The organism is Micromonospora sp. NBC_01796, assembly GCF_035917455.1.
Classification (GTDB): domain Bacteria; phylum Actinomycetota; class Actinomycetes; order Mycobacteriales; family Micromonosporaceae; genus Micromonospora_G.
Genome location: NZ_CP109078.1, coordinates 1,573,952 through 1,597,147 on the forward strand (window position 1 = coordinate 1,573,952; position 23,196 = coordinate 1,597,147).

Below are 23,196 nucleotides of genomic sequence, written 5' to 3' on the forward strand. Positions count from 1 at the left end.
TTGTCCTGCCTCTCCCCTGCGGGTTCCGGCGTCAGCGGGGCTGACGGAGGGCGAGCAGGTTGATCGCCATGTCGGTCAACGGAAGGTGGTTCACCGTCTCGATCGTCTCGATCGCGGCGGACGGGTAACTGTCGGCGCCGTGCAGGGCACCGGCGACGGCTCCGACGATGGCGGCGATGGTGTCGCAGTCGCCGCCGAGGGACGCGGCGAGCAGGCACGCCTGCCACGGGTCGTCGGGGTGGACGGCGAGGACCGCGAAGGCGGCCGGCACCGACTCCTGGGTGGCCACGCTCGTCCCGACCAGGCGGTAGATCGTCTCGGCGGCCACCTCAGGCGGTTGCCCGGCGACGAGGCGGGTGGCCCAGTCGATCCGGGCGCCGATGTCGGCGGCGGCGATCCAGTGCCCACGGGTGCCGGCGAGGCGCGCGGCGCGTACGGCGGTGGCGGTCACCGTCGCCTGGTCGGCGCCGTCCAGGCCGGCGCTGACCGCGGCGGCGACGGCGGCGGCCCCGGCGAGGGCGACCCCGGTGTTGTGGGTGACCCAGCTCGCCTCGACCACCCGCTCCACGAGCAGGTCCAGGTCGTCCACTCCCACGGCGATCCCGACCGGGGTGATCCGCATGGCCGCGCCGTTGGTGGTGCCGTACCGGCCGGCTTCCTCGATCGGGCGCCCGGCGGCGACGGCGGCGACGGCGGACCGGGTGGACGGGCCGAGCAGGTCGAGGGACCCCCGGCGGCGCATGTCGTCCTCCCAGGCGAGCAGTTCGCGGGCGAGCCGGTGACCGTCGATCCGGCCGTCGCCGTCGAGCAGCAGCCGGCCGACCAGCATGGCCTGCTCGGTGTCGTCGGTGACCGACCCGGCCGGCATCCCCGGGGCGATCGGCTGGTCCGCCGGCCCCGGTTCGAAGCCGGTCAGCCGGCCGTACCGGTCCTTGATCCGCTCGCGGGGCAGGGACTGGGTCGGCATCCCGAGCGCGTCGCCGATGGCGAGTCCGGTGAGCGCGGCGACGGCCCGCGCCCGGATGGTCGAGGCGGTCGTGGTGTAGCCGGCGTCGGTCATGACGACTCCCCGCCGAAGCGCAGGTGCAGCCGGAACCGGTCGGGGTCGAGCAGGCTCTCGACATGTTCGACCAGGTCACCGGCCCGGTCGCGGCTGAGCCGCCGGGTGTGCAGGTAGAGCTTGCCGGCGTCGCAGCCGAGCAGTTCCGCGTCGGCCGGGGTGGCCCGGGTCAGCTCGACCCATTCCTCGCCCCGGTCGGGCACCAGGCCGGCGTCGCGCAGGGCCGCGTAGAGGGACCCGGTGAGGCCCCGCTCGGGCAGGTCCCGCAGGGCCCCGACCGCCGGGATCCGGCTTCGTTCGATCGAGATCGCGGGCCCGTCGGCGAGGGAGCGGAGCCGGTCGACGGCGACGTACTCGGTGGTGGGCAGGTCGAACCGGGCCGCCAGCTCGGGTTCGTGGACCAGCGCCAAGCGGAGCACGCGTACGGTCGTCGGCACGCCCTGTTCGGCCAGGGCGCGGGCCCAGCCGAGCCGGTCGTCCAGCGCCCGCCCGTCGAAGGTGACGAACGATCCCTTACCGGAATGGGTGGAGATCAATCCCCGCCGGCCCAGTTCGGTGAGCGCCTGGCGGACCGTGTTGCGGCTCACGTCGAACCGTGACGCGAGGGCGTGCTCCCCCGGCAGTTGGGCGCCGTTGGCCAGCCGCCCGCCCCGGATGTCCCGGGCCAACTCGTCGGCGATCCGCTGGTGCTTGAGCCGGAAAACCTGTCCAGACATGTCCAGGACGATAGCTCTGAGCTGCGGCACCGACAACCCGAGCATGATCCGGCAGCGGCCAGCAGGGCAACTCCCACCTGCACTGGCACATCGCCCCGCTCCCCCCGGGCACCCCGTACGCCCGGCAGCAGTTCCAGGCCCTCCTGGCGGAGAACGGCGTCATCGAGTGGTCGGACGACCAGGCGGCGGAACTGGGCGACCTGCTCAGGACGGCCCTGTGTAACGGCTGACGGCGTCGATGTCCGAGCTGACGGCGTCGACTCCGGTGAGCGTGGCCGACACCGCCCAGAGCCGCGCCGCCTCGCTCGGCGTCCCGTCACCGGCGACGGCACGCTCGGGAAGATCGGCGATGTCGCAGTCGACGCAGTAGACCCCGCCCAGACCCGCGAGCCGGGGCGAGGTGGCCGCCCACACCTGCGTCGCCGCCCCCTGTTCGGGGGTCTTGAAATCCGCCCCGATCTGGTTGCCGTCCTCGTCGACCCAACCGGCGGCGACCATCTCCGACCGGGAGAGGTGACGTTGCAGCGGGGTGAGGATGTAACCCGGATGTACGGAGAACGCCCACACCCCGTACGCCCGGCCGATGGTGTCGAGGTGCTCGGCGAACCGTACGTTGGCCATCTTCGACTGCGCGTACGCCTGCCACTTGTCGTACCCCTGCTCGAACTGGAGGTCGTGCCACCGGATCGCCGAGTCCGCGTAACCGGAGGCGACGGCCACCACCCGGGCACCTCCGCCGCGTACGAGCGCCGGCCACAGGCGGTTGACCAGGGCGTAGTGCCCGAGGTGGTTGGTGGCGAACTGCGCCTCCCAGCCGGAACCCACCCGGGTCTCCGGGCAGGCCATCAGCCCGGCGTTGTTGACCAGGATGTCGATGTCCCGACCCGACGCCAGGAACCGGTCGGCGAAGCCACGGACGCTGTCCAGGTCGGTCAGGTCGACCTCGTCCACCTCGACGCCGTCGATCCCCTCGACGGCCTCCCCGGCGGTCGCCGGGCGCCGGGCGGCGACGACAACCCGTGCACCGGCACGGATGAGTGCGCGGGTGGTCGCCAGGCCGAGACCCGAGTGGCCGCCGGTGACGATCGCGAGCCTCCCGGACAGGTCGATCCCCGACAACACGTCGTCCACGCTGGTCCGGGCGCCGAATCCCGATCCGATCGAACGCTGGGGTGTGTTCATGAGCCGACGCTAGGACTTCGAGCGCGGTCGAAGTCAACAGCCGGGTTTTGTTGGATGGGTGACCGTGGACGGGGTGGTCCACACTGCACCGCATGATGGCCACCACTTCCCCCGATCCTGGCAGCGCCCGTACGTGGATCCGGGGTCGGCCCGGTGCCGTCCTGCTCATGGTGGTGGCGGTCGGGCTGGCGGTGGCCGGGATCGTGGTGGCTGAGTTCATCGGCGCGACCACCCTGCCCGGCCTCGCCCTGAGCCTGCTCCTGCCAGGGCCGATCATCTTCGGCCTGATCGCGCTGGGCCCGTGGCTCGCGCGCAGGCCGAAGCCGACCGCCCTGCGGCTGGGGACCGGACCGGCCTTCGTGGCCCCGCCCGAGTATCCGCTGCTGGGAGCGATGGCGGCGCAACAGTTGACGTTCACGGTGTTCATGGCCAACCTGCAGCTACGGGTACTCGAACCGGACGAGGGCGCTCCGCCGCTCGCGCTCCTCATGGTGAGCCTGCTGCTGATGGTCAGCCTGTTCGGGCTGTCGCTGCTGTGGGTCGTGGCGGTCTTCCGTGACGGGATCCGGCTGGAGCTGCGCCCGGAGAGCCTGGTGGTGGTCACCCTCCTGGGTCGCCAGGAGGTGCCGTGGGAGGCGATAGCGGTTGGCCCGCCACCGCGACCGAGCACCTGGGACGCCAGCCCGGTCGGTATCGGCCGACAGGACCTGGTCCGTACCACCGGGTTGATCAAGGTCTTTCCGCAGGTGTTGCTGCCGCTGGACCAGCTCGGCGTACAGCCGGCCTTTCTCACCAATGCGATCAACCACTACCTGCTGCATCCGGAGTACCGGGCCGGCATCGGCACCCCGGAAGAGCATGATCGACTCCAGCGGGCGATGGCGGTGTATGGCGGCTGACCTGGGCGGTGTTCTACATCACCTCGTTGCGCACGATAAAAGTTTGCAGGACCTGCAAGTTTGTTCGTACGGTAACCGGGTGACCATCGTCGAGGACGCCACCGCCGGGCGCCGGGACCGCAAGAAGCGGCAGACCCGCGACGCCCTGGTGTCCGCCGCGCTGCGCCTGGTGGCCGAGCGCGGGCTCGACCAGGTCACCGTCGAGGAGATCAGCGAGGCCGCGGACGTCTCCGCGCGTACGTTCTTCAACTACTTCTCGTCCAAGGACGAGGCCCTCGTCGGCGACCAGGCGGGCGACAGCGAACGGGTGCTGGCGGTGCTGGCGACCGTGCCGCCGGAGGTGCCCGCGCTGGAGGCCGTACGGCTGGCGCTGACCCCGATGCTGGAGGAGATGCAGGCCGACTCGGCGCTCTGGCTGCTGCGACTGAAGGTCGTGGCGCAGAACCCGTCGCTGCTCCCCCGGCTGGTGGCGGGCAGTGTCGAAACCGAACGGTTGACCACCGAGGCGCTGGCCGCGCGTACCGGGGTGGGGCCGGACCACGTCTATCCGGCCCTGGTCACGGCCGTCACCGGGGCGGCCTTCCGGATCGCCATCATCCGCTGGTCGGCCAGCGGCGGCAGCCTGCCGCTGACCGACCTGGTCGACGAGGCGTTCGCCGGGGTCGCCGCCGGCCTGCCAGATCCCCGATCCGCCGCCTGACCCGACGACTTTTCCGCCCCGGCCTTGTCAGTGCCGGGGCCACCACACCTGCTCGTGACGAAGGATGCGTTGATGACCACAACCGCCGCGCCCGCCGAGACCGCGGATGCCGGCTCGGGGCGCATGTCCCGCCGGGAAGTCCTCCAGGCCCTCTCCGGCCTCATGGTCGGCATGTTCGTGTCGATCCTCGCCTCCACCGTGGTGGCGAACGCGCTACCGCGCATCATCGCCGACCTGCACGGCAGCCAGACCGTCTACACCTGGATCGTCACCAGCGAACTGCTGGCGATGACCGCGACCGTCCCGCTCTGGGGCAAGATGGCCGACCTCTACAGCAAGAAGCTGCTGATCCAGCTCTCGCTCGGCCTGTTCGTGGTCGGTTCGCTGATCGCCGGCTTCACCCCGAACGTCGAGGTGCTGCTGATCAGCCGGATCGTGCAGGGCATCGGCGCGGGCGGCATGAGCGCGCTCGCCCTGATCGTCATGGCGGCGATGATCCCGCCGCGTGAACTGGGCCGGTACGCCGGCATCTTCGGCGCGGTCTTCGGCGTCGGCACCATCGCCGGCCCGCTGATCGGCGGTGTCCTGGTCGACACCTCGTGGCTGGGCTGGCGCTGGTGCTTCCTGATCGGGGTGCCGTTCACCCTCCTGTCGATCTTCCTGCTCCAGCGCACCCTGCACCTGCCGGTCGTACGCCGGAAGGTGAACATCGACTGGGCCGGTGCCGCCCTCATCACCGCGGGCGTCTCCACCCTCCTGGTCTGGTCCTCCCTCGCCGGGCACAAGTTCGCCTGGGGTTCGGGGTGGACCGCGCTGATGGTCGGCGGCGGCCTGGTGCTGCTGGCACTGGCGATCTGGGTCGAGTCGCGGGTGGCGGAGCCGATCATCCCGCTGAGCATCTTCCGCAACCGGACCGTCTCCCTGGCCACCGTGGCGAGCGTCCTGGTCGGTGTGGCCATGTTCGGCGGCACCGTGTTCCTGTCCCAGTACTTCCAGATCTCGCTGGGCAAGTCGCCGACCGTCGCCGGACTGATGAGCCTGCCGATGATCTTCGGTCTCCTGGTGTCGTCCACCGTCGCCGGCCAACTCATCACCAAGTACGGCCGGTGGAAGATCTACCTGGTCGCCGGTGGCGCGATCATGACCGCCGGCATGGTCCTGCTCGGCACCATCGACGCCGGGACCAGCGTCCTGATCCTGTCGATCTACATGGCGGTCCTCGGCATCGGCGTCGGCATGCTGATGCAGAACCTGGTGCTCGCCGCGCAGAACGACGTACCCGCGCACGAACTCGGCGCGACGACCTCGGTGCTGACCTTCTTCCGGAGCATGGGCGGCGCCATCGGGGTCAGCGCCCTCGGCGCGGTACTGGCCAACCGGGTCACCTCGCTGCTGAGCGAGAACCTGGGACCGGCGGCCGGTGGCGGCACCGGCACCGCGGCGGTCCCCGACCTCGCCACCCTGCCCGAACCGGTCCTGCGGATCGTGCAGGACGCGTACGGCACCGCCACGGCCGACCTGTTCCTGATCGGTGCGCCGATCGCCCTGCTGGCGTTCGTCGCGGTCCTGTTCATCAAGGAGAAGCCGCTGAGCACCCTGAGCGGGACCGAACGACTCGAGCAGGAAGGGCAGGACGGGCAGGCAGCGGTACCGGTCACCCCGGTGCACTGACACCCGTACGACGAGGCCAGGAGCCCGCACCCCGACAACGGGGTACGGGCTCCGGTCGCTTTCCGGACCGGGTGACTGTGCCGATCGGGTCGGAGACACGCTGCTCAGGGCAGGTCACTTGTCGGACCCGGGCTCCACAATCGGCCAATGGAGAAACCCAGCATCGTTGCGCCCGACCAGTGGCAGCAGGCCCGCGACGAACTGCTCAAGGCGGAGAAGGAAGCCACCCGCGCCCTGGACGCCCTCGCCGCCCGGCGCCGCCGACTGCCGATGGTCAAGTTCGACAACGGGTACGCCTTCGACACCCCGACCGGCACCAGGACGCTGCTCGACCTGTTCGAGGACCGGGGACAGTTGATCGTCTACCAGTTCATGGACAACGGGCCGAAGCACTTCTGTCCTGGCTGCACCTGGTTCACCAACAGCGTCCCGGTGACCGGGCTCGCCGGGCTGGCCGACCGGGGCGTCTCGTGGGTGACGGTGTCGAACATGCCGCTCGCCCAGATCGAGGCGTACAAGGCGAAGATGGGGTGGACGTTGCCGTTCGTGTCGTCGCGGGGCACGTCCTTCTCGGACGACTGTGGCGCCGGCCGCGGGTTCATGCTGAGTATGTTCCTCCGCGACGGCGAGGACGTCTACCGGACGTACAACACCACTTCGCGGGGCGTGGACCGGCTCGTTTTTGTCAACAGCATGCTCGACCTGACCCCGTACGGGCGGCAGGAGGACTGGGAGGACTCGCCGGCCGGCTGGCCGCAGCACCCCACGTACGGCTAGGCCGACCGGCGCTCGTCGGAGTACGGAAGGTGGGCGAGCGGGCTCCGGGGCGGTCGCCATTCGAGGAACACCGCGGTGGCGTCGTCCTGGAGTTCGTCCTTCTGGTGCGTGACAACCGCGCGTACGAGCCGACGCATCGTCTCCGGTGTCGGCAGCTCGTCGTTGAGCGCCCGGTTGACGAAGTCGACGAGCCGGTCCACCCCGAACCGTTCCCCCTCGGCGCTGACCGCATCGGTGACCCCGTCGGTGTACGCGAGCACCCGGTCACCGGGATGCAGGTCCTCCTCGTGCACCTCCGGCCGGCGGGGCGACATGTGGCCGAGGCCCAGCGGCAGCGCGGTCGGGCCGGGCAGTTCCCGGATCGCGTGACCGTCGCGCAGCAGCAGGGCACCCGGATGACCAGCATTGATCATCCGTAGCCGACCGGTGTCCCGGTCCAGCTCGGCGAGCAGTGCGGTGGAGAAGAGATTCGGGTGCTCGGAGCGGATCCACTTGTCGATGCTGAGCGCGGTGTCGACCAGGTCCAGGCCGCACCGGCGGGCGTTGCGGTAGACGTTGACCACGAGCGAGGCGAGGGTGCTCGCCTTGATGCCGTGCCCGCAGGTGTCGAAGAGTCCGACGCTGAGCACGTTGTCGTTGAGGGCATAGTCGAAGACGTCCCCGCCGACGTCGTAACAGGGTTCGAGGATGGCGGTGACCATCATGTCGTCGGTCGCGAACGTCAGCGGTGGCAGCAGCCCCCACACGATCTCGGCGGCGACCTGCATCGGGAGGCGTCGGCGCATCCGTTCGACCACGTCGCCGTACGGGCGGCGGTTGACCAGGAGCTGGGCGACGCTGACGGAGAGTTCCCGGGCGGCGTCCTCCATGCCCGGGTCTTCGGTGGCCGGACAGACGATCTCGAGTACGCCCATCCGCTCGCAGCCGACCAGCAGCGGCACCCACATCCGGTTGCCGCCGTCGACGGTCACCTGGACGTCGACGCCGCTGAACGCCCGGCCGGCGAGGGTCGCCTCGATCGACAGCACGTCCCGGTGCAGCCCGTTGCCGAGCATCGGTACGAGCTGGGTCTGCTGGTAGTCGGCGAGGTAGACGACGATCTCGGTGGCCCCGATCGCCGGGGCGGCCCGGCTGATCAGGTCGGACAGGTCGTCCGGCCCGCCTCGCGGCGCGGTCAACTGGAGCCAGCGCACAGCATTGCCCGCGTCGACCACTACCACCCACCCTCCGTGTCTCCCCCACCGTAGGAGCCGGGTGGCAATCCCGCCAACCGGGCGACGGGGATGCGGTCGGTGTCACCCGAGGGCGGTGACCGGCGCAGTCCCCGTCGGCCCGGTGGCCGGCGTCATCGACCGGTTTCGGCCGCTCAGCCGAGCTGCTTCAGCCCGGCGGCAACGGCGTCGGCGAGCGACGTGGTGGGACGGCCGAGCAGGCGGGACAGGTCGCCGGTCTCGGTGTGGAGTTCACCCCGGAGCATGCCGACGCGGGAGTCCGCGTACACGTCGGCGGCGGGCTGGGGCAGGCCGACGCTGACCAGGAAGGCGGCGTACTCGGATGCGGTGATGTCGCGGTATTCGACCGTACGTCCGCTCTGGCGGCTGAGTTCGGCGGCCAGGTCGGTCATCGTGACGGCCGAGTCGCCGCCCAGCTCGTACGCCTTGTTCTCGTGTCCTTCGCCGGTGAGCACGGCGGCGGCGGCACCGGCGAAGTCGGCGCGGGTGGCGAGCGACAGGCGGGCGTCTCCGGAGGCGTCGACGATCGCGCCGTGTTCGAGGTTCTGGGCGAAGCTGCTGGTGTAGAGGTCGAGGTAGAAGCCGTTGCGCAGGAACACGAAGGGAACGCCCGACTCACGGATGAACGCCTCGGTGGCCTGGTGCTCGCCGGCGAGGACGAGCTTGGCGGTGTCGGCGTTCAAAATGCTGGTGTACGCGAGCAGCCCGACCCCGGCCGCGCGGGCGGCCTCGACCACGTTGCGGTGCTGCGGTTCGCGCTGCCCGACATCGGTCCCCGAGATGAAGAGGATCTTGTCGGCGCCCTCGAACGCGGTGGCCAGGCTCGCGGGGTCGTTGTAGTCGGCGTGCCGGACCTGCACCCCACGCTCGGCGAACCGGGCCGCCTTCTCCGGCGTCCGTACGGCGGCGACGATCTCCCCGGCGGGCACACCGCGTGCGAGCAGGTCTTCGATGACGATGGAACCGAGCTGGCCGGTGGCCCCGGTGACGACGATCATGCGTAGCTCCTTGGAAGGATCAACTGACGAGTAGCCTCCCTGAAGAATGTACTAACTTTTCGAAAGTGCCGAGTAATAGTGAGCACCTTCACTAACGACAGCGCCCTGGTCACGGCTACCGTAGTCACCATGGTTGACTCCACCCCCGCCGAAGACGGGTACGACGGCGACGACGCGATGATCGCCGACGTCTTCGCCCGCGACTGCTCCTCCCGGCGCATCGTGGAGAACATGGCCGGCAAATGGGGCATGCTCGCCCTGGCCGCACTGCACGAGGGGTCGTACCGCTTCAACGCCCTGCGCCGCCGGGTCGACGGGGTCAGCGAGAAGATGCTCTCCCAGACCCTCCAGGGGCTGGAACGCGACGGCCTGGTCCTGCGCGACGTGCAGGCCACCATCCCCCCGCACGTCGAATACAGCCTGACCCCGTTCGGCGAACGCGTTGCCGCCAAGATCGTGGACCTGATCGAGCTGGTGCAGGACGAGGTCAACGCCACCAGCTCCCGCTAGGTTTCCCGGAGGCATCGACCCCCGGCTCGTCAGTCGATCGACCCGGAGAGCTGTAGCTGTCCGGTGCCGTCACCGCCACCGGCGCCCTGGGTGAACAGCTTCCCGTCGACCGTGGCGACCGCCCTGACGTCTCCGGAGCCGTGCCTGACCACCAGCTTCCACGAGCCCGACTCGATCCGGAACGTCTTCTCCCACGGCAGCTTCGCCGCCTTCTCCTCCACGGCCTCGCCGTTGACCTCGTAGCTGACGTTCTCCAGTCTGGCCGTCCCGGTCATCGAAAGGACCAGGGTGTGCGCCTCTCTCGAGGGTGCCGACGTGGCCTGGATGGACGGTTCCAGCGGGGCGTCCGTCGCGGATGCCGGGGCGCCCGGGGCACGGGTTTCCGGAGAGGTGTCGGTACAGCCGGCGACGGCGGCGAGCAGCAGGATCGACACGGCGAGTCGGGCGGTGGCTGGCTTCATCGATTGCCTCACCAGTGTGGAGGGATGATCCGGAGTCGCCCGCCACGGTATCGGGGCTTGCTGAACAATTGCCCCTACCTGGCAGGTTCCGGACGCCTCCGTGCAGGAACAGCGGCCAAGCACCAGACTGACAACGCCGTAGAATGACGCCGCCTGGTATCGGAGGAACGCCGTGGGCTACAGGGAACGACGGGCCGAGATGCTCGCCACCAAGGCGGCACCGCATCTGGAGCCCGGCGAGCAGATCCAGACCGGATTCATGACGCTGACCGGTTGGAGCATCTTCACGGTGCCGGCGGAGACGTTCGTGGTCACCGACCGCGCCATCCTCGTCATGGGCCGCGCCGGGGTATACCGCCTCCCGCGCAACTCCTGGTTCGGCAAACCGACCGGGATCTACTACAGGTTCCAGCTCGACCGCTCGTACAGGGTGCACCGGCAGTGGTACCAGGAGGTCATCGCCGCCGACGAGGCGCTGCGCGAGATGCAGACCCGCGACGACCCGGCGGCCGGCGAGCACTGAACCACCCCTACCCGGCAGGTTCCCGACGCCCTGCCCCGACCGCGGTCACACGGCCTGCACGAGCACACCCGCGGCTCACCCACCACGATGCACCCCGCCCCAGGCCCCAAAAAAAAATGGGTTCCGGTTGTCGGAGCGGAGGTGGTAGACAGCCGTCGTGGCAAAGACCCTGGAGTTCCCCGCGCTGCTGCGGCTGATCGACGAACGCGCGACCGCCTTCCGCGCGGCGGTTCTGTCCGCACCCAGCCTCGATCTACCGGTGCCGACCTGCCCCGGGTGGACGCTGCTGGACCTGGTGGAACACCTGGGCAAGGGCCAGCGCAAATGGGCCGCCGTCGTCAACGCCGGTCCGGCCGCCGCTCCCCCGGCGGAGTTCGCGCCGGACGGCCTCGCGCCCGCACCTCGGGAGCGCGAAGCCCTGCTGACCTGGTGGGACGACTCCACCGCGCGGCTACTGAACGCGCTGCGCGAGGCCGGCCCGGATCGCGGCTGCTGGACGTGGTGGGGTGTGTCGGAGTCGCCGCAGACCGCCGGTGCCGTCGCCCGGCACCGGGTCCAGGAGGTCGCGGTCCACACCTACGACGCCCAGATCACCCAGGGCGCCCCGCACCCGCTGCCGGAGGACGTGGCGCTCGACGGTGTGGACGAGTTCCTGACCACCTGCTGCGCGACCACGATCGCCTGGCCGCACAAGCCGGCCGACCTCGACTTCCACGCCATCGAGGGCCGCTCCTGGCGCCTCTCGCTCGACGCCGAGGGTGCACGGCCAACCCGCCTCCCCACCAGCGAGGGCCTGGACGCGCCCGCCGCCTCCGCTCGGGCCACGGCCAGTGACGTGGTCCTCTGGCTCTACAACCGCATCCCGCTCGACTCCCTGGAGCTGCGCGGCGACGGACGCGTCTTCGAACTGCTCCGCGACTGGAACCCGGACGAGTAGGACAACAGCTCAGCGCGTCAGGCGGCGGGCGCAGGGGCCGTCGTGGTCGGCGCGGAGCAGGCAGCGCCGGCCCGCACCCAGCAGCCGGTCACAGAAAACCCGATGATGTACGCGCTGCTCGTCCTCGTACGACACGGTGATCTCACCGGGGTCCACCAGCGGCAGCAACCGCAGGGACCGACCCACCACCCGGGCCAGACGCTGGGCGCCGGCCAGGTCGCGGGCAAGGATCGGCAGGCGTACGACAAAACGCTCCCGGTCGGCCATCAGTAGCGCTCCGAGACGTTCGCCGTACGAGATTGGCGCGACTGCCACTGACGCAGCGCCACCTTGACCCGGATCGTCTCGTCCCTGCTCTTGGCCAGCTCGTCGTAGAGGCCGGTCATGTCGGTGGCGACCCGATCCAGGAACTCCCGTACCTCGTCCGGGTCGAGCCCGCGCCGCCGCCCGAACCAACCGACCGTACGGAACCGCCGCCCGCGCACCTGCCACGGCCGCAACGGCGCGTACGCCCTGGACCGGTAGTGGACGCCCCTGCTCTCCTGCTCGGTCCCACGAAACCGTGCCAAAAAGTTGCGCATTCCTGTGCCTGCCTTCCGGTTCGGATTGGGTCTGGAAGGGGCGGCCCGCCCGTCCGCCGCGAACGGGCGGACCACCCCGCCCCACCACCGCAGCCTCGATCGGCAGTACGACAGCAGGGCTGCTCATCGGTTGTGCGAGTTGAATTGATCTATGCCAAATGATGATCAGCTATCCACGGTGGTCATCGTCTTGGGAGCCATCCTGTGGCAGGATGATTCGAGAGCGCAACGTTTCAGCAAAAGAAACCGCGCCAGCACATTGACTTCTTTTACTGCAACCGATACGTGTTGCAGGAGCCACCCGACGAGTGTTCAGTTTGGAACTGGGGAGCGATCAAATGCCCGAAGAGATCGGTTCGACCGTCCCGCGCCGCCAGCTCGGCCGGCTGCTGCGCCAGTACCGCACCGAGGCGCACGTGACGCTTGACGCGGCGGCCGAAGCGCTCGAATACAGCCGCCAGAAGATCTGGCGGATCGAGAGCGGCATGGGCGCCGTACGCGGCCTGGACGTCAAGGCGATGTGCGAGTTGTACAGCGTCTCCCCCGAGGTGACCGACGCCCTGCGCGGCCTCGCCTCCGAGACGAAGTCGAAGGGCTGGTGGCACGCGTACGGCGACGCCGTCCCGAGTTGGTTCGAGCTGTACGTCGGCCTGGAGTCGGCCGCCTCCCGCCTACGCGGCTACGACGAGTCCCTGATCACCGGCATCCTCCAAACCAAGGAGTACGCCCAAGCCCTCTTCCGGCTCGACCGGCCGACGATGAGCGACGAGGAGCAGGAGCGTCTGGCAGAGGTGCGGTTGCAGCGGCAGGCGCTGCTGACCCGGCGGTTGCCGAAGCCACCGCGCCTGGAGGTGGTGCTCTCGGAGGCGGTACTGCGGCGTGGCGTCGGAGGAACCGCAGTGATGGCAGGTCAGCTCCGGCGGCTGCTGGAAATCGCTGACCTGCCCAACGTCTTGCTTCGGGTGCTGCCGTTCGCGGCCGGGGCACATGCCGGCGCGGTAGCCGGAACCTTTGTGATCCTGGACTTCCCGCCCGAGAAGGGGCGAGCGGTTCCCGAGCCATCCGTCGTCTACAGCGAGGCCCTGACCGGGTCTCTCTACCTGGACAAGCCCGACGAGCTGACGGCCTACCAGGACACCTGGAACGGCTTAGCCAGAAGGGCTCTGGATGAGGGACAATCGAAGCACATGATCAACCGGCTCGTTGGGGAGATGGAACGATGACTGACCTGAGCGGTGCACGCTGGCGCAAGAGCACCCGCAGCGGCGGCAACGGCGGCGCCTGCGTAGAGGTCGCCACCAACCTGCCCGACGTAGTGGCCGTACGCGACAGCAAGGACCCTTACGGCGTGGCCTTGACCTTCGCGCCGAACCAGTGGGTCGACTTCGTCGCAGCCATCAAGATCGCCCATCTCGACCGCTAACCAATCGGCACGTCGCACATACTGTGGGAGGCGTGGCGAGATGCTCATACGCTCGACGCTGCCGGCGGTGCCGGCGGTGCCGATTCGGAAGACGAAATACCCTGAGCATCATCTTGCGGTGAATGCACGAACAATAAAAGCTGCTTGGAGCTCGTATTTACACTGCACTGGCCCATAGAGCCGCAGAGGTTCCCAACCTCGCTGACTGGCTACAGGGATGGGGAACCGTCGCGAGTACCGGCGTATCCACGCTCGCCGCGATCGCCGCCTTAGGCCTACTACGGCATGAAATTAAGGTCAGGCGAAGCGAGGGTCACGATCGCGACGCATCGCAAGCACGACTCGTCACCGTACGAGTCCAAAGCAAAAGGATCGTCAACCACCAAATCCGAGATATCACTGTCACGTTGACCAATCACAGCGCTGGACCCATCTTCGAGATCGAGTTCGGAGCAGTCATCCCCGGCGACCATGACGCATGCGGCGCGCTGCGAGACGAGGTAGGGCCAGGCGCTACAGCCATCATTGAGTGGAAATTGAAGCGATCCCTTCGATATGACGAAGAGGGTCACCTCGCCGCTAGTTTCGACACATATATAACCTTTACGGACACCCTTGGGCTTCGCTGGAATAGGCACGGGCGAGCACAACCAGAACGGCTTATAATTCTCGATTCTCCACCACCCGGGTGGAAGCGAATCCGCCTACGCAGACGATCTTCCACCCAATAACACCCACCAGACCTAGTTCCGGAATTCGCGTGCAACAACTCCCGAAGGCCGCCGGCACGCCACCGCGCAATCGCTGCCTTTCGTCAGACGAGGCGTGTCAAGGCCCAGGCCTGTGCGAGTCTTCGATGGACGCCAAGCGCCAGCGTCAGGGAGGACCTGACCCTTACCCGGCAGTCCGGCCGACGTCAGCCCCAGTCTCTGTCGGAAACCCGATATCCCGCCCGATGTACTTCCAAGGGCCGAGTCGTGGTGCGAACGGATGTACTAATCATTCAAGAGAATGATCTGACCTACACGACATCCGGCCAGAAATCAAACCACAAATCCTCTCGCGGGTCGTCTCCCGGTGGCGCTAGCGTAGCCACCTCGGAAGGAGGCCGGCATGCGACTTTCTCGACTGACCGTTGTCAACTACGCACGCATACCCGACCTGGACCTATCAATGGGACAGCATGTCGTGCTTGTGGGGCCCAACGACGTTGGCAAGACCTGCATCCTGAGATGCATTCATTTTGCGCTCGGCGCCACCATCGCCAGCCTTTACCAATCGATCCTGCCTTCAGACATCGCCGATCCCGCCAAGGCCCTTCGAATCGCCGTCGATCTGGTAGATTTCAATCAGAACGAAAAGGCCCTCTTTCCCGACGAGATCACCGTGGACCCTGACGGATCACAAAGGTTACGGATTTGCGTCGAGGCGGAAGGGCTTCCTGGCGATGGAGCCGATCTTGCCATTCGGAGATACTTCCCTGAATCCGGCCACCTTCGGGCGCCAACAAGACAACAATTAGCGGGTGTCGGCTGGCACTATCTTCCGGCAGTGCGTTCAGGAGGCGCCGAGGGCGTCGAGGGTAGGGCGAGCGGATTGCGCAGCCTCCTTCAAACGGTCGACCTAGGCGATGAACGCAAAAAGCTCGGCGAGACACTAGAAGAACTCAACAGCGACCTCAACGAATCGAAGACGCTGATGGACCTACGTGTCAAAATGGCCGAGCACCTATCGTTAGCGACCGCTCGACAGGTAACCAAGGACGACCTAGTGTTCCGCTCGGCGGCGACCCCGGACGAGATGGTTCGAATCCTCAATCTACTTCTGAATAGGGCCGACGGTTTGCGGCCACTCAGCGAGCAGTCAGACGGCATGAATGCACTTGCCGCGATGGCATTTTATGACCTTTCGTCTACAGCCTCCAACATCGTCGCTATCGACGAACCTGAGACCCACCTCCATCCTGCCGCCCAAAGGGCGCTGGCGGACTTACTTGCATCAGGAAAAAACCAGAAGGTGATCTCGACACACTCGCCCTTTATTGTTCAGCGGTTCGATCCGGAGTGGATCGTGGCATTTACCGCGAGTCGCGAGTGCAGACAGCTTCAACCAGGCCTGTTAAGCAAGACTGACAAGGTCATGGCGCAATGGTGGACGGGGTCGAAGCTGGAACCCCTTACAGCTAGCCGTATAGTATTCGTGGAGGGCTTGGCTGACCGGATAATACTCGAAGCTTGCGCTCGAGCTGCGAATATCAGCCTTGATCGCCGGTCAATTTCGATCGTTGAACTTGGGGGAGCCACCGCCTTCGGTCAGGCGAATCGCTTTTTCGGACGTGGCGGTTTCGGCGCCGATGTTGCTGGTCTCGTGGACGCCGACGCCGAACACATCTGGGCGAAGGACCTCTTAGTAGATATCGCCGATCTCTCGCAACACGCCATTTATGTCTCCCGGGACGATCTAGAAGCAGAGTACGTCAGGGCATTGGGCGCCCAGGATACCGTCGCAATACTGGTCTCATCCGGCGCCTTCACAAGGCAACAGATATTGAATTTCCGCTCCGTACCAGCGATGGCCGACCTTAAAGATTTGGATGTAATCGACTTCTGCCGGAAGAACAAAGTACAAGCAGCACTAGCTGTGTCGACTTCGATTTCGGAGTCGCATGTCAAGCAGATGCAAGGGATGAACGACCTACTAGAAGACATTAAGGCATTCTGATGACGTTGACTGGCGAATACCCGGCCGAAAAAGCGAGCCTTTTGGATGAGCCGCATGGCAACCTTGTGCTATTGGCACCGCCGGGTTGCGGCAAGACTGAAGCGCTTGCCCTCCGCGCGATGGGACTGATCGAGAGCAAGCGAGTAACAGCACCCAACAAGCTCCTCGCGCTAGCCTTCTCGAACAGGGCCCGAGACAATATTGGAGGTCGAATCCGGCAGCTAACTCAGCCCGCCATCTATAGGCAGTTAGTCGATTTGACCAACTTCCATGGATTAGCAGCTAGAATCTACCAGGCCCATGCCTCGACTATCGGTTTGGACCCAGAGGCGATCATGCCGGAACGCGGTTGGCTCCGCCAGGTTTTAACCACCCTGTCCGACCACCATCCTACCCGCCAAGCCGCGATGGACACACTGACGCGCGTGAAGTTACAGCCTCTTTCCGATGAGGAAATCGCGTCAGAGTTGGAGCGCTCAGGAAACGACCTGGCTATCACGGCCGAACGGATCAGGCACGACAGCCGCAGGCTAGACTATTCTGACCTCCTTAGACACGCCCAGCGCATACTGCTCAACGAAGGAGTTGCCGAATTGTACGCGCTGCACTACAGCGCGATCATAGTGGATGAATTTCAGGACTTATCCCCCCAACAACTTTCCATTGTCTCTTCGATCTCTCGCAACAACGTGACCTACGCAGGCGATTTGGGGCAAGCGATCTATTCGTTCACTGGAGCCGACCCAGAAGCTGTCCTTGCCACCCTTCGAAGGCTTCCGGACGTGCGGATCATTGAGTTCACCGAATCGTACCGGTCCTCACCTGCGGTCTTGGATGTCTTGAACGCAGTCGGAAAGCCGCTTGGTCTACTGGAGGTTCGGAGCGCGGAACCAGCGACATGGAAGCTCGGTGGCTTCTCCGGTGCGGCCGCTTATGTGACCCCAGAAGCCGAAGCTCACTTCGTGATCAATTCTGCCAAACTCATTCTCGATCACAACCCTAACGCATCCGTGGGAGCGATCTCGCGCGCTGGCTACCGACGAAAAGCACTTGACCAACTATTGAAGGAATTTTCGGCGACTCACCCCGTCTTCGTTTGGGATAGCCCAGTACACCGGCCAGATATTCTCCGAATACTTCGGAAGGAAATGGCGCGGATCCGACCCTTCGGCGGAAGCCAGCAGGAGCAGCTTGAGCAGTTGAAACAAGCATCCATTGCCGCGTTTGAGCCATCTGACGTTGAGTCGATTGACGACGTTCAGGAGGCTTGCGCATTTCTGGCTGACCGCGTTCAAGAAGGATCTAGCGTTGTCACTGCCCTGGATGCAATAGGTGCGTCGGGGAATCCTGAGCGGACGGTCGGGCCAGGCCTCCACGTCCTGAACGCCCATATCGGCAAGGGTCAACAGTTCGACTGGGTGTTCGTCATCGGCTTGGAAGAGGGCCATGTGCCCATGTTCCTCGCGAAGACAGACGACGAAATCACAGAGGAACACAGGGCACTTGTAGTCATGGTCTCTCGCGCCAGACACGGAATTGTAGGGACCAGGGCGCTTGAGACGTCGACAAGATACGGTCCGCGTGCAAGTTCCGCCTCACGGTGGTGGGATGCCTTCGAAAACGCGTCCCGCAATCTGGGCCCAGCGCTTCACCTCAGCCTTGATGCGCATCTTAATTCCCAGATAAACGGCTGACGTCCGACTGCTAGGCAGCGATCTCAGTATCCAGTTTAGGAATACGTGGTCCAGAGAGCGGGACAGCGGGTGGGCGTACGGGTGGTTAGGTTGCTGGGGTGACTGAGCTGGGGCGGGGGATCTACGAGCATCTGATCACGTACGGGCTGGCTGGTCAGCTCGACGGGATCGGGTCTGAGCTGGTGGAACGTACGGACCTGGATCCGGCGGACGCGCACGAGGTGTTGGGGCGGCACATCGCTGCGCTGACCACTCGGGCGCTGCGTGCGGTCAGCGGCTCCGACCGGGAGAGTCTGGCCCGGCAGGTCGCGATCGCTAACCAGATCGCCGAGACGATCGCGTCGATCGAGCCGCGTGCCGTCGACACCGCCGACCAGGTCACCGACGTCCACAAGCTCCTCACCGCCATCGCGGACCCGCCCACCCCACCAGCGAAGCCGACCTTCCCCGTACGTCCGCGCACTCCCCTGTCCACCGGGGCGCTGCTGGTCAACGGGCGGCACCAGCCGCGCATCGGGCACGAAGTCGCGACCGAGATGGCGTCGGCCGACGAGGTTGACCTGCTCTGCGCGTTCATCAAGTGGTACGGGCTGCGCCTGGTCGAACGCCCGATCCGGGAGCTGATCGAACGTGGTGGCCGGGTCAGGGTCATCACCACCACCTACCTCGGTGCGACGGATCAACGGGCCCTGGACCGGCTGGTCGACTTGGGTGCCGAGGTCAAGGTCTCCTACGAGACCAGGACCACCCGCCTCCACGCCAAAGCGTGGCTGTTCCGCCGCAACAACGGGGCAAGCACCGCGTACGTCGGATCTTCGAATCTTTCGAAGGCGGCGCTGGTCGACGGCCTGGAGTGGAACATTCGGGTCTCCAACCTCGAACAGCCCTCGGTCATCAACACCTTCGAGGCGGCCTTCACCGATTACTGGAGCGACCCGGCGTTCGAGCCGTACGACCCGGCCGAGGACCGGGAGCGGCTGCGTCGGGCGTTGTCGCACGAGCACACCGGCAACGGCACGGTCAGCGAACCCGACGTCGAGATCACCAACATCGACGTCCGACCGTACGGGTACCAGCGGGAGATCCTGTCCGACCTGGCCGCCGAGCGGCTGGTCCACGGGCGGCACCGCAACCTGGTGGTGATGGCGACCGGCACCGGCAAGACCATTGTCGCCGCCCTCGACTACCGGGAGCTGCGACAACGCGGGACCGTCGAGTCGCTGCTGTTCGTCGCCCACCAGGAGCAGATCCTGCGGCAGAGCCGATCCGTCTTCCGGCACGTGCTCCGCGACGGAAGTTTCGGTGAGGTCCTGGTCGGGGGCGAGCAACCAACGCAGTGGCGGCACGTTTTCGCCTCGATCCAGTCGCTACAGAGGCGGGACATCGACCCGACCAGGTACGACATGGTGATCGTGGACGAGTTCCATCATGCCGAGGCGCCGACGTACGCCCGGCTGTTGGAGCGCGTGGCTCCTCGCGTACTCCTTGGATTGACGGCGACGCCCGACCGGGCTGACGGCGGCGACGTGCGGCGGTGGTTCGACGGACGCACGGCCGTTGAGCTGCACCTGTGGGAGGCGCTGGAGCGGCAACTGCTCGCGCCGTTCCAGTATTTCGGGCTGCACGACGAGGTTGACCTGTCGACGCTGACGTGGAAACGCGGGCAGGGTTACGAGACCGCCGACCTGGAGCGGGTCTACACCGGAAACGACGCCCGCGCCCGCTACATCCTGCAAGCCCTGGCCGACAAGGTCGACGTTGGCAGCATGCGGGCGCTCGGGTTCTGCGTCAGCATCGGGCACGCCGAGTTCATGGCCGAATGGTTCACCCGGGCCGGTGTGCCGGCACGGGCGGTGACGTCGCGGGTCGATGCCGCGGGCCGCCGCGCGCTGATCGACGCTTTCAAACGCCGAGAGGTACGGGTCCTCTTCACCGTCGACCTGTTCAACGAGGGCGTCGACCTGCCGATGGTCGACACGATCCTGATGCTCCGCCCGACCGAGAGCGCCACCATTTTCCTCCAGCAGCTCGGCCGTGGGCTGCGCCTGGACGACAACAAAGCGTGCCTGACCGTGCTCGACTTCATCGGCGGGCAGCACGCCAACTTCCGCTTCGACCTCCGCTGGCGGGCGTTGACCGGGGTCAGCCGGCGGGCGATCGAAGTCGCCGTACGCGAAGACTTCCCGACCCTGCCGAGCGGCTGTCACGTGGAGCTTGACCGGGTCGCCAAGGAGATCGTGCTGGCGAACCTGCGCAACGCCCTGCCCAGCTCGACCAAAAACCTGACCTCGGAGCTGCGGGCGCTCGGAGACGTCAGCCTGGCCGAATACCTGCACGAGACCGGGTTGGAGGTCGAAGACCTCTACCGGCGTAAGAACATGGGTGGCTGGGTGGGGCTGCGTCGGCTCGCCGGGCTGGAGACTCGCCCGCCCGGCCCGGAGGACCGGGTCCTCGGGCCGGCGATCGGCCGGATGCTCCACCTGGACGACCCGGACCGGCTCGGTCTGCTCCGGCAGCTCGCCTCCGGTGAATCACCGGCGCCGGGACGGCTGGCCGACCTGATGCACCTCAACCTCTGGGGGCCGAAAGTGCCGGCGAGCGAACGGGAGGAGCGGTTGGTCCGGCTCTGGTCGGAGCACCCGGACCGGCAGGCCGAGTTGGGGCAGCTCTACGGGGTGCTGCGGGAACGGATGCACCGGGTGGTGGGCCCTCCCGCTTCGGCGAGCGTGCCGTTGCGGGTGCACGCGCGGTACAGCCGCAACGAGGTGTTGGCGGCGTTCGGCGTACCGGATCCGGGGTCGATGCGGGAGGGGGTGAAGTGGGTCGAGGCCGAACAGGCCGACATCTTCTTCGTCACCCTGGTCAAGTCAGAACAGCACTACTCCCCCACCACCATGTACGCAGACAGGGCCATCACCCCGGACCTGTTCCAGTGGGAGTCGCAGAGCACCACCTCGTCGCTGTCACCGACCGGGCAGCGCTACGTCAACCACGCCAAGCGTGGATCGAGCGTGCACCTGTTCGTCCGCGAGACCAAGGACCGTGACGGCGACCTCGGGGTGCCCGCCTACCTGTACGCGGGAGCGATGGTCTACGAACGGCACACGGGTGATCGGCCGATGCGGATCTTCTGGCGGCTCGACCATGAGCTGCCGGCCGACGTGTTCCACGCCGCCCGGGTGATCGCCGCCTGACCGGCTTCCGGGTCGGTTACGACCAGGCGCCGGCCGCAGCGGCCCGAGCGGCGTACGTGTCGAAGTCGATCGGGTCCCGGCCGAGGAGTCGCCGTACGGTGTCGGTCGGTTCGGCGAGGTGTCCGGCGCGCATTCCGGCGAACAGGACGTTGAGGGCGGCGGCGGTCTCCTCCGAATGGCCTTCGGCGAGGAGTTCGGCCCGGTACTCCTCCGGTGTCAGCTCGTCGTACCGAATGGGCCGCCCGGCCGCCTCGGCGATCGTCGCCACGGCCGCGCCGAAGGTGAGTGCGCGGGGGCCGGAGAGGTCGTACACCTGCCCCTGATATTCGTCCGAGGTCGTGGTCAGGAGCAGGGCGGCGACGTCGGCGACGTCCTGGGCGTCGACGAACGGTTCCGGGGTGGCACCGATCGGCAGGGCCAACCGGCCGTCGCGCAGGGGTTGGTGGAACAGGTCCTCGTCGAAGTTCTGGTTGAAGTTGTTCGGCCGGATGATTGTCCACTCGGCTCCGGAGTCGCGTACGGCCTGCTCCCCGGCGACCATGCCCGGGGAGAAGTCGCCCTCGATCCGGTCGATTCCGCGCCCGGACAGTGCCAGGAAACGGGTGACGCCGAGTTTTGCCGCCAGGGTGACGAAGTTGTCGGCGGCGGCGGGTTCCTCCGGGGCCATGAGGTAGACCGCCGAGGCGCCCTCCACGGCCGGTTGCCAGGTGCGCGGATCCGACCAGTCGAACGGGACCTCACCGGAACGGGAGGCAGCCCGGACCCGCGTGTTGGCGTCCCGGAGCGTACGGACCAGCCGGCGTCCGATCTTGCCGGTGCCGCCGATGACGAGGATGTCGTTCGCGCCTGTTGTCATGTTCACCAGTCAACCGGCGTGACCACCAATCGGACATGGCCAGCCGTACGCCGGGCATGTTCGATCGTCCGCGACCTATGGTGAAGTCATGGACCCGTTCGACGATCTGCTGCGTGGCGTACGCGCGGACGGCGCCGCGTTCGGCCGGTCGGTGCTGTCGCCGCCGGGGGCCCTGCGGTTCGTCGGCGGCGCGCCCCTGACCCTGTGCGTGCCGCTGCGCGGCGAGGGTTGGATCAGCCACCCGACCGGCGAGAAGCCACGTCAGGTACGGCTCGGTGAGGCGGTTGTCGTACGTGGACCGGAGCCGTTCGTGTTCTCCACCGAACCCCTGTCCGAGTTTGGGCCGGGACAGGTCCGGGACGTGCACTGCGGGCAGTCGCGGACGGCCGGGGCACCGGACGGGGATCCGGCCGAGCGGTCGGTCCTGCTGGCCGGGGCGTACCACGTCCAGGGTCGGGCGCCGCACCGGCTGTTGGGGGTGCTTCCGCCCGTACTGGTGGTGGCGGACGACCACGACTGCGCGTCGCTTCGGGACTACCTCGACTCACAGCTCGGTGCGTGTCGGCCGGGTCGGCAGATCGTCCTGGACCGGATGCTGGACTGGCTGCTGGTCTGCACCCTGCGCGACTGGTTCGACCAGCCGGGTGCCGAGCCGCCCGACTGGTACCGGGCACTGGGTGACGACACGGTGGGGCTCGTGTTGCGGGCCATGCACGAGGCACCGGACCGGCCGTGGACCCTCGCGTCGCTGGCCGCCCGAGCCGGGGTGTCCCGTACGACGTTGGCGAAACGGTTCACGGAGCTGGTGGGTGAGCCTCCGCTGACGTACCTGACGGACTGGCGGATGACGCTCGCCGCGGACCTGCTGACCGGGTCGACCGCGACGGTTTCCGCCGTGGCGCACCAGGTCGGGTACGCGGACGCGTTCGGTTTCAGCGCTGCCTTCAAGCGGATCCACGGGGTGAGTCCGACCGAGCACCGCCGGCTCGCACCTTCCGTGCCCGCCGCACACCGAACCGCCACCCCCGCCACGTCTGGTACGTGACGGGGGTGGCGGCCGG

The 23,196-nt window shown here is 67.2% G+C and carries 22 protein-coding genes; 13 read left to right on the forward strand and 9 right to left on the reverse strand.

What is annotated here, in order from left to right; all coding sequences use genetic code 11:
- Positions 1 to 31: 31 nt before the first annotated feature.
- The 3 genes from OIE47_RS07280 to OIE47_RS07290 all read right to left on the reverse strand — a co-directional run bounded on the left by OIE47_RS07280 (position 32) and on the right by OIE47_RS07290 (position 2,958).
- On the reverse strand, positions 32 to 1,060 hold the full coding sequence (locus tag OIE47_RS07280) for an ADP-ribosylglycohydrolase family protein (protein WP_326560732.1): 1,029 nt from the start codon (positions 1,058 to 1,060) through the stop codon (positions 32 to 34).
- Complete coding sequence (locus tag OIE47_RS07285; protein ID WP_326560733.1) at positions 1,057 to 1,776, reverse strand: GntR family transcriptional regulator; 720 nt, start codon at positions 1,774 to 1,776, stop codon at positions 1,057 to 1,059. Before OIE47_RS07285 ends, OIE47_RS07280 begins: the two co-directional genes overlap by 4 nt.
- Positions 1,777 to 1,980: 204 nt before the next feature.
- The gene (locus OIE47_RS07290) at positions 1,981 to 2,958 is read right to left on the reverse strand and encodes an SDR family NAD(P)-dependent oxidoreductase (RefSeq protein WP_326560734.1); all 978 of its coding nucleotides are present in this window, start codon (positions 2,956 to 2,958) and stop codon (positions 1,981 to 1,983) included.
- Between the two features lie 92 nt (positions 2,959 to 3,050).
- Here OIE47_RS07290 and OIE47_RS07295 point away from each other — a divergent pair, with 92 nt between their 5' ends.
- From OIE47_RS07295 to OIE47_RS07310, 4 genes are all read left to right on the forward strand, one after another.
- Positions 3,051 to 3,857 (forward strand): hypothetical protein, encoded by an 807-nt coding sequence (locus OIE47_RS07295; RefSeq protein ID WP_326560735.1) that lies wholly within the window; start codon positions 3,051 to 3,053, stop codon positions 3,855 to 3,857.
- 79 nt (positions 3,858 to 3,936) lie between these two features.
- Positions 3,937 to 4,557 carry a TetR/AcrR family transcriptional regulator gene (locus tag OIE47_RS07300; RefSeq protein WP_326560736.1) on the forward strand — a complete coding sequence of 207 codons (621 nt, stop codon included), beginning with the start codon at positions 3,937 to 3,939 and terminating at the stop codon, positions 4,555 to 4,557.
- A 72-nt stretch (positions 4,558 to 4,629) separates the two neighbouring features.
- Positions 4,630 to 6,228, forward strand: coding sequence for an MDR family MFS transporter (locus OIE47_RS07305; protein WP_326560737.1), 1,599 nt, complete (start codon positions 4,630 to 4,632; stop codon positions 6,226 to 6,228).
- 147 nt (positions 6,229 to 6,375) lie between these two features.
- The gene (locus OIE47_RS07310; protein ID WP_326560738.1) at positions 6,376 to 7,005 is read left to right on the forward strand and encodes a DUF899 domain-containing protein; all 630 of its coding nucleotides are present in this window, start codon (positions 6,376 to 6,378) and stop codon (positions 7,003 to 7,005) included.
- On the opposite strand, the gene OIE47_RS07315 is transcribed toward OIE47_RS07310, so the two are convergent.
- Both OIE47_RS07315 and OIE47_RS07320 read right to left on the reverse strand, forming a co-directional pair.
- Positions 7,002 to 8,225 carry a PP2C family protein-serine/threonine phosphatase gene (locus OIE47_RS07315; RefSeq protein WP_326560739.1) on the reverse strand — a complete coding sequence of 408 codons (1,224 nt, stop codon included), beginning with the start codon at positions 8,223 to 8,225 and terminating at the stop codon, positions 7,002 to 7,004. The two genes, OIE47_RS07310 and OIE47_RS07315, sit on opposite strands and share 4 nt — an antisense overlap.
- A gap of 146 nt (positions 8,226 to 8,371) precedes the next feature.
- The gene (locus OIE47_RS07320; protein WP_326560740.1) at positions 8,372 to 9,235 is read right to left on the reverse strand and encodes an SDR family oxidoreductase; all 864 of its coding nucleotides are present in this window, start codon (positions 9,233 to 9,235) and stop codon (positions 8,372 to 8,374) included.
- 129 nt (positions 9,236 to 9,364) lie between these two features.
- Here OIE47_RS07320 and OIE47_RS07325 point away from each other — a divergent pair, with 129 nt between their 5' ends.
- Entirely contained in the window at positions 9,365 to 9,745 is a 381-nt protein-coding gene (locus OIE47_RS07325) for a winged helix-turn-helix transcriptional regulator (RefSeq protein ID WP_326560741.1), read from the forward strand.
- Between the two features lie 29 nt (positions 9,746 to 9,774).
- On the opposite strand, the gene OIE47_RS07330 is transcribed toward OIE47_RS07325, so the two are convergent.
- Positions 9,775 to 10,206: a hypothetical protein gene (locus tag OIE47_RS07330; protein ID WP_326560742.1), complete on the reverse strand. Its 432-nt coding sequence runs from the start codon at positions 10,204 to 10,206 to the stop codon at positions 9,775 to 9,777.
- Positions 10,207 to 10,378: 172 nt separating this feature from the next.
- Here OIE47_RS07330 and OIE47_RS07335 point away from each other — a divergent pair, with 172 nt between their 5' ends.
- Together OIE47_RS07335 and OIE47_RS07340 are read left to right on the forward strand one after the other, a co-directional pair.
- Entirely contained in the window at positions 10,379 to 10,729 is a 351-nt protein-coding gene (locus OIE47_RS07335) for a hypothetical protein (RefSeq protein WP_326560743.1), read from the forward strand.
- 157 nt (positions 10,730 to 10,886) lie between these two features.
- Positions 10,887 to 11,666, forward strand: a complete 780-nt coding sequence (locus tag OIE47_RS07340) for a maleylpyruvate isomerase family mycothiol-dependent enzyme (protein ID WP_326560744.1) — start codon at positions 10,887 to 10,889, stop codon at positions 11,664 to 11,666.
- Positions 11,667 to 11,675: 9 nt separating this feature from the next.
- On the opposite strand, the gene OIE47_RS07345 is transcribed toward OIE47_RS07340, so the two are convergent.
- A complete protein-coding gene (locus OIE47_RS07345) occupies positions 11,676 to 11,933 on the reverse strand; it encodes a hypothetical protein (RefSeq protein ID WP_326560745.1) in 258 nt (85 codons plus the stop codon).
- Entirely contained in the window at positions 11,933 to 12,247 is a 315-nt protein-coding gene (locus OIE47_RS07350; protein ID WP_326560746.1) for a DivIVA domain-containing protein, read from the reverse strand. The genes OIE47_RS07345 and OIE47_RS07350 overlap by 1 nt, the downstream gene beginning before the upstream one ends.
- A 338-nt stretch (positions 12,248 to 12,585) precedes the next feature.
- On the opposite strand from OIE47_RS07350, the gene OIE47_RS07355 reads away from it, so the two are divergent.
- The 5 genes from OIE47_RS07355 (at position 12,586) to OIE47_RS07375 (ending at position 21,279) form a co-directional block, all read left to right on the forward strand.
- On the forward strand, positions 12,586 to 13,470 hold the full coding sequence (locus OIE47_RS07355) for a helix-turn-helix domain-containing protein (RefSeq protein WP_326560747.1): 885 nt from the start codon (positions 12,586 to 12,588) through the stop codon (positions 13,468 to 13,470).
- Complete coding sequence (locus OIE47_RS07360; protein ID WP_326560748.1) at positions 13,467 to 13,670, forward strand: DUF397 domain-containing protein; 204 nt, start codon at positions 13,467 to 13,469, stop codon at positions 13,668 to 13,670. The genes OIE47_RS07355 and OIE47_RS07360 overlap by 4 nt, the downstream gene beginning before the upstream one ends.
- A 1,113-nt stretch (positions 13,671 to 14,783) precedes the next feature.
- Entirely contained in the window at positions 14,784 to 16,391 is a 1,608-nt protein-coding gene (locus OIE47_RS07365) for an ATP-dependent nuclease (protein WP_326560749.1), read from the forward strand.
- Entirely contained in the window at positions 16,391 to 18,085 is a 1,695-nt protein-coding gene (locus OIE47_RS07370; RefSeq protein WP_326560750.1) for an ATP-dependent helicase, read from the forward strand. Before OIE47_RS07365 ends, OIE47_RS07370 begins: the two co-directional genes overlap by 1 nt.
- 98 nt (positions 18,086 to 18,183) lie before the next feature.
- Positions 18,184 to 21,279 carry a DUF3427 domain-containing protein gene (locus OIE47_RS07375; protein WP_326560751.1) on the forward strand — a complete coding sequence of 1,032 codons (3,096 nt, stop codon included), beginning with the start codon at positions 18,184 to 18,186 and terminating at the stop codon, positions 21,277 to 21,279.
- Positions 21,280 to 21,295: 16 nt separating this feature from the next.
- On the opposite strand, the gene OIE47_RS07380 is transcribed toward OIE47_RS07375, so the two are convergent.
- The gene (locus tag OIE47_RS07380) at positions 21,296 to 22,135 is read right to left on the reverse strand and encodes an NAD(P)H-binding protein (protein ID WP_326560752.1); all 840 of its coding nucleotides are present in this window, start codon (positions 22,133 to 22,135) and stop codon (positions 21,296 to 21,298) included.
- An 88-nt stretch (positions 22,136 to 22,223) separates the two neighbouring features.
- Between OIE47_RS07380 and OIE47_RS07385 the strand changes: the two genes are divergently transcribed.
- On the forward strand, positions 22,224 to 23,180 hold the full coding sequence (locus OIE47_RS07385) for an AraC family transcriptional regulator (protein ID WP_326560753.1): 957 nt from the start codon (positions 22,224 to 22,226) through the stop codon (positions 23,178 to 23,180).
- Positions 23,181 to 23,196 lie beyond the last annotated feature (16 nt).

What these genes read in the sequence shown, in the direction of transcription:
- OIE47_RS07280 (WP_326560732.1), bottom strand. Translation starts at nt 1,060, where the DNA reads ATGACCGACGCCGGCTACACCACGACCGCCTCGACCATCCGGGCGCGG.
- OIE47_RS07285 (WP_326560733.1), bottom strand. Translation starts at nt 1,776, where the DNA reads ATGTCTGGACAGGTTTTCCGGCTCAAGCACCAGCGGATCGCCGACGAG.
- OIE47_RS07290 (WP_326560734.1), bottom strand. Translation starts at nt 2,958, where the DNA reads ATGAACACACCCCAGCGTTCGATCGGATCGGGATTCGGCGCCCGGACC.
- OIE47_RS07295 (WP_326560735.1), top strand. Translation starts at nt 3,051, where the DNA reads ATGATGGCCACCACTTCCCCCGATCCTGGCAGCGCCCGTACGTGGATC.
- OIE47_RS07305 (WP_326560737.1), top strand. Translation starts at nt 4,630, where the DNA reads ATGACCACAACCGCCGCGCCCGCCGAGACCGCGGATGCCGGCTCGGGG.
- OIE47_RS07310 (WP_326560738.1), top strand. Translation starts at nt 6,376, where the DNA reads ATGGAGAAACCCAGCATCGTTGCGCCCGACCAGTGGCAGCAGGCCCGC.
- OIE47_RS07320 (WP_326560740.1), bottom strand. Translation starts at nt 9,235, where the DNA reads ATGATCGTCGTCACCGGGGCCACCGGCCAGCTCGGTTCCATCGTCATC.
- OIE47_RS07325 (WP_326560741.1), top strand. Translation starts at nt 9,365, where the DNA reads ATGGTTGACTCCACCCCCGCCGAAGACGGGTACGACGGCGACGACGCG.
- OIE47_RS07330 (WP_326560742.1), bottom strand. Translation starts at nt 10,206, where the DNA reads ATGAAGCCAGCCACCGCCCGACTCGCCGTGTCGATCCTGCTGCTCGCC.
- OIE47_RS07345 (WP_326560745.1), bottom strand. Translation starts at nt 11,933, where the DNA reads ATGGCCGACCGGGAGCGTTTTGTCGTACGCCTGCCGATCCTTGCCCGC.
- OIE47_RS07350 (WP_326560746.1), bottom strand. Translation starts at nt 12,247, where the DNA reads ATGCGCAACTTTTTGGCACGGTTTCGTGGGACCGAGCAGGAGAGCAGG.
- OIE47_RS07355 (WP_326560747.1), top strand. Translation starts at nt 12,586, where the DNA reads ATGCCCGAAGAGATCGGTTCGACCGTCCCGCGCCGCCAGCTCGGCCGG.
- OIE47_RS07360 (WP_326560748.1), top strand. Translation starts at nt 13,467, where the DNA reads ATGACTGACCTGAGCGGTGCACGCTGGCGCAAGAGCACCCGCAGCGGC.
- OIE47_RS07365 (WP_326560749.1), top strand. Translation starts at nt 14,784, where the DNA reads ATGCGACTTTCTCGACTGACCGTTGTCAACTACGCACGCATACCCGAC.
- OIE47_RS07370 (WP_326560750.1), top strand. Translation starts at nt 16,391, where the DNA reads ATGACGTTGACTGGCGAATACCCGGCCGAAAAAGCGAGCCTTTTGGAT.
- OIE47_RS07380 (WP_326560752.1), bottom strand. Translation starts at nt 22,135, where the DNA reads ATGACAACAGGCGCGAACGACATCCTCGTCATCGGCGGCACCGGCAAG.
- OIE47_RS07385 (WP_326560753.1), top strand. Translation starts at nt 22,224, where the DNA reads ATGGACCCGTTCGACGATCTGCTGCGTGGCGTACGCGCGGACGGCGCC.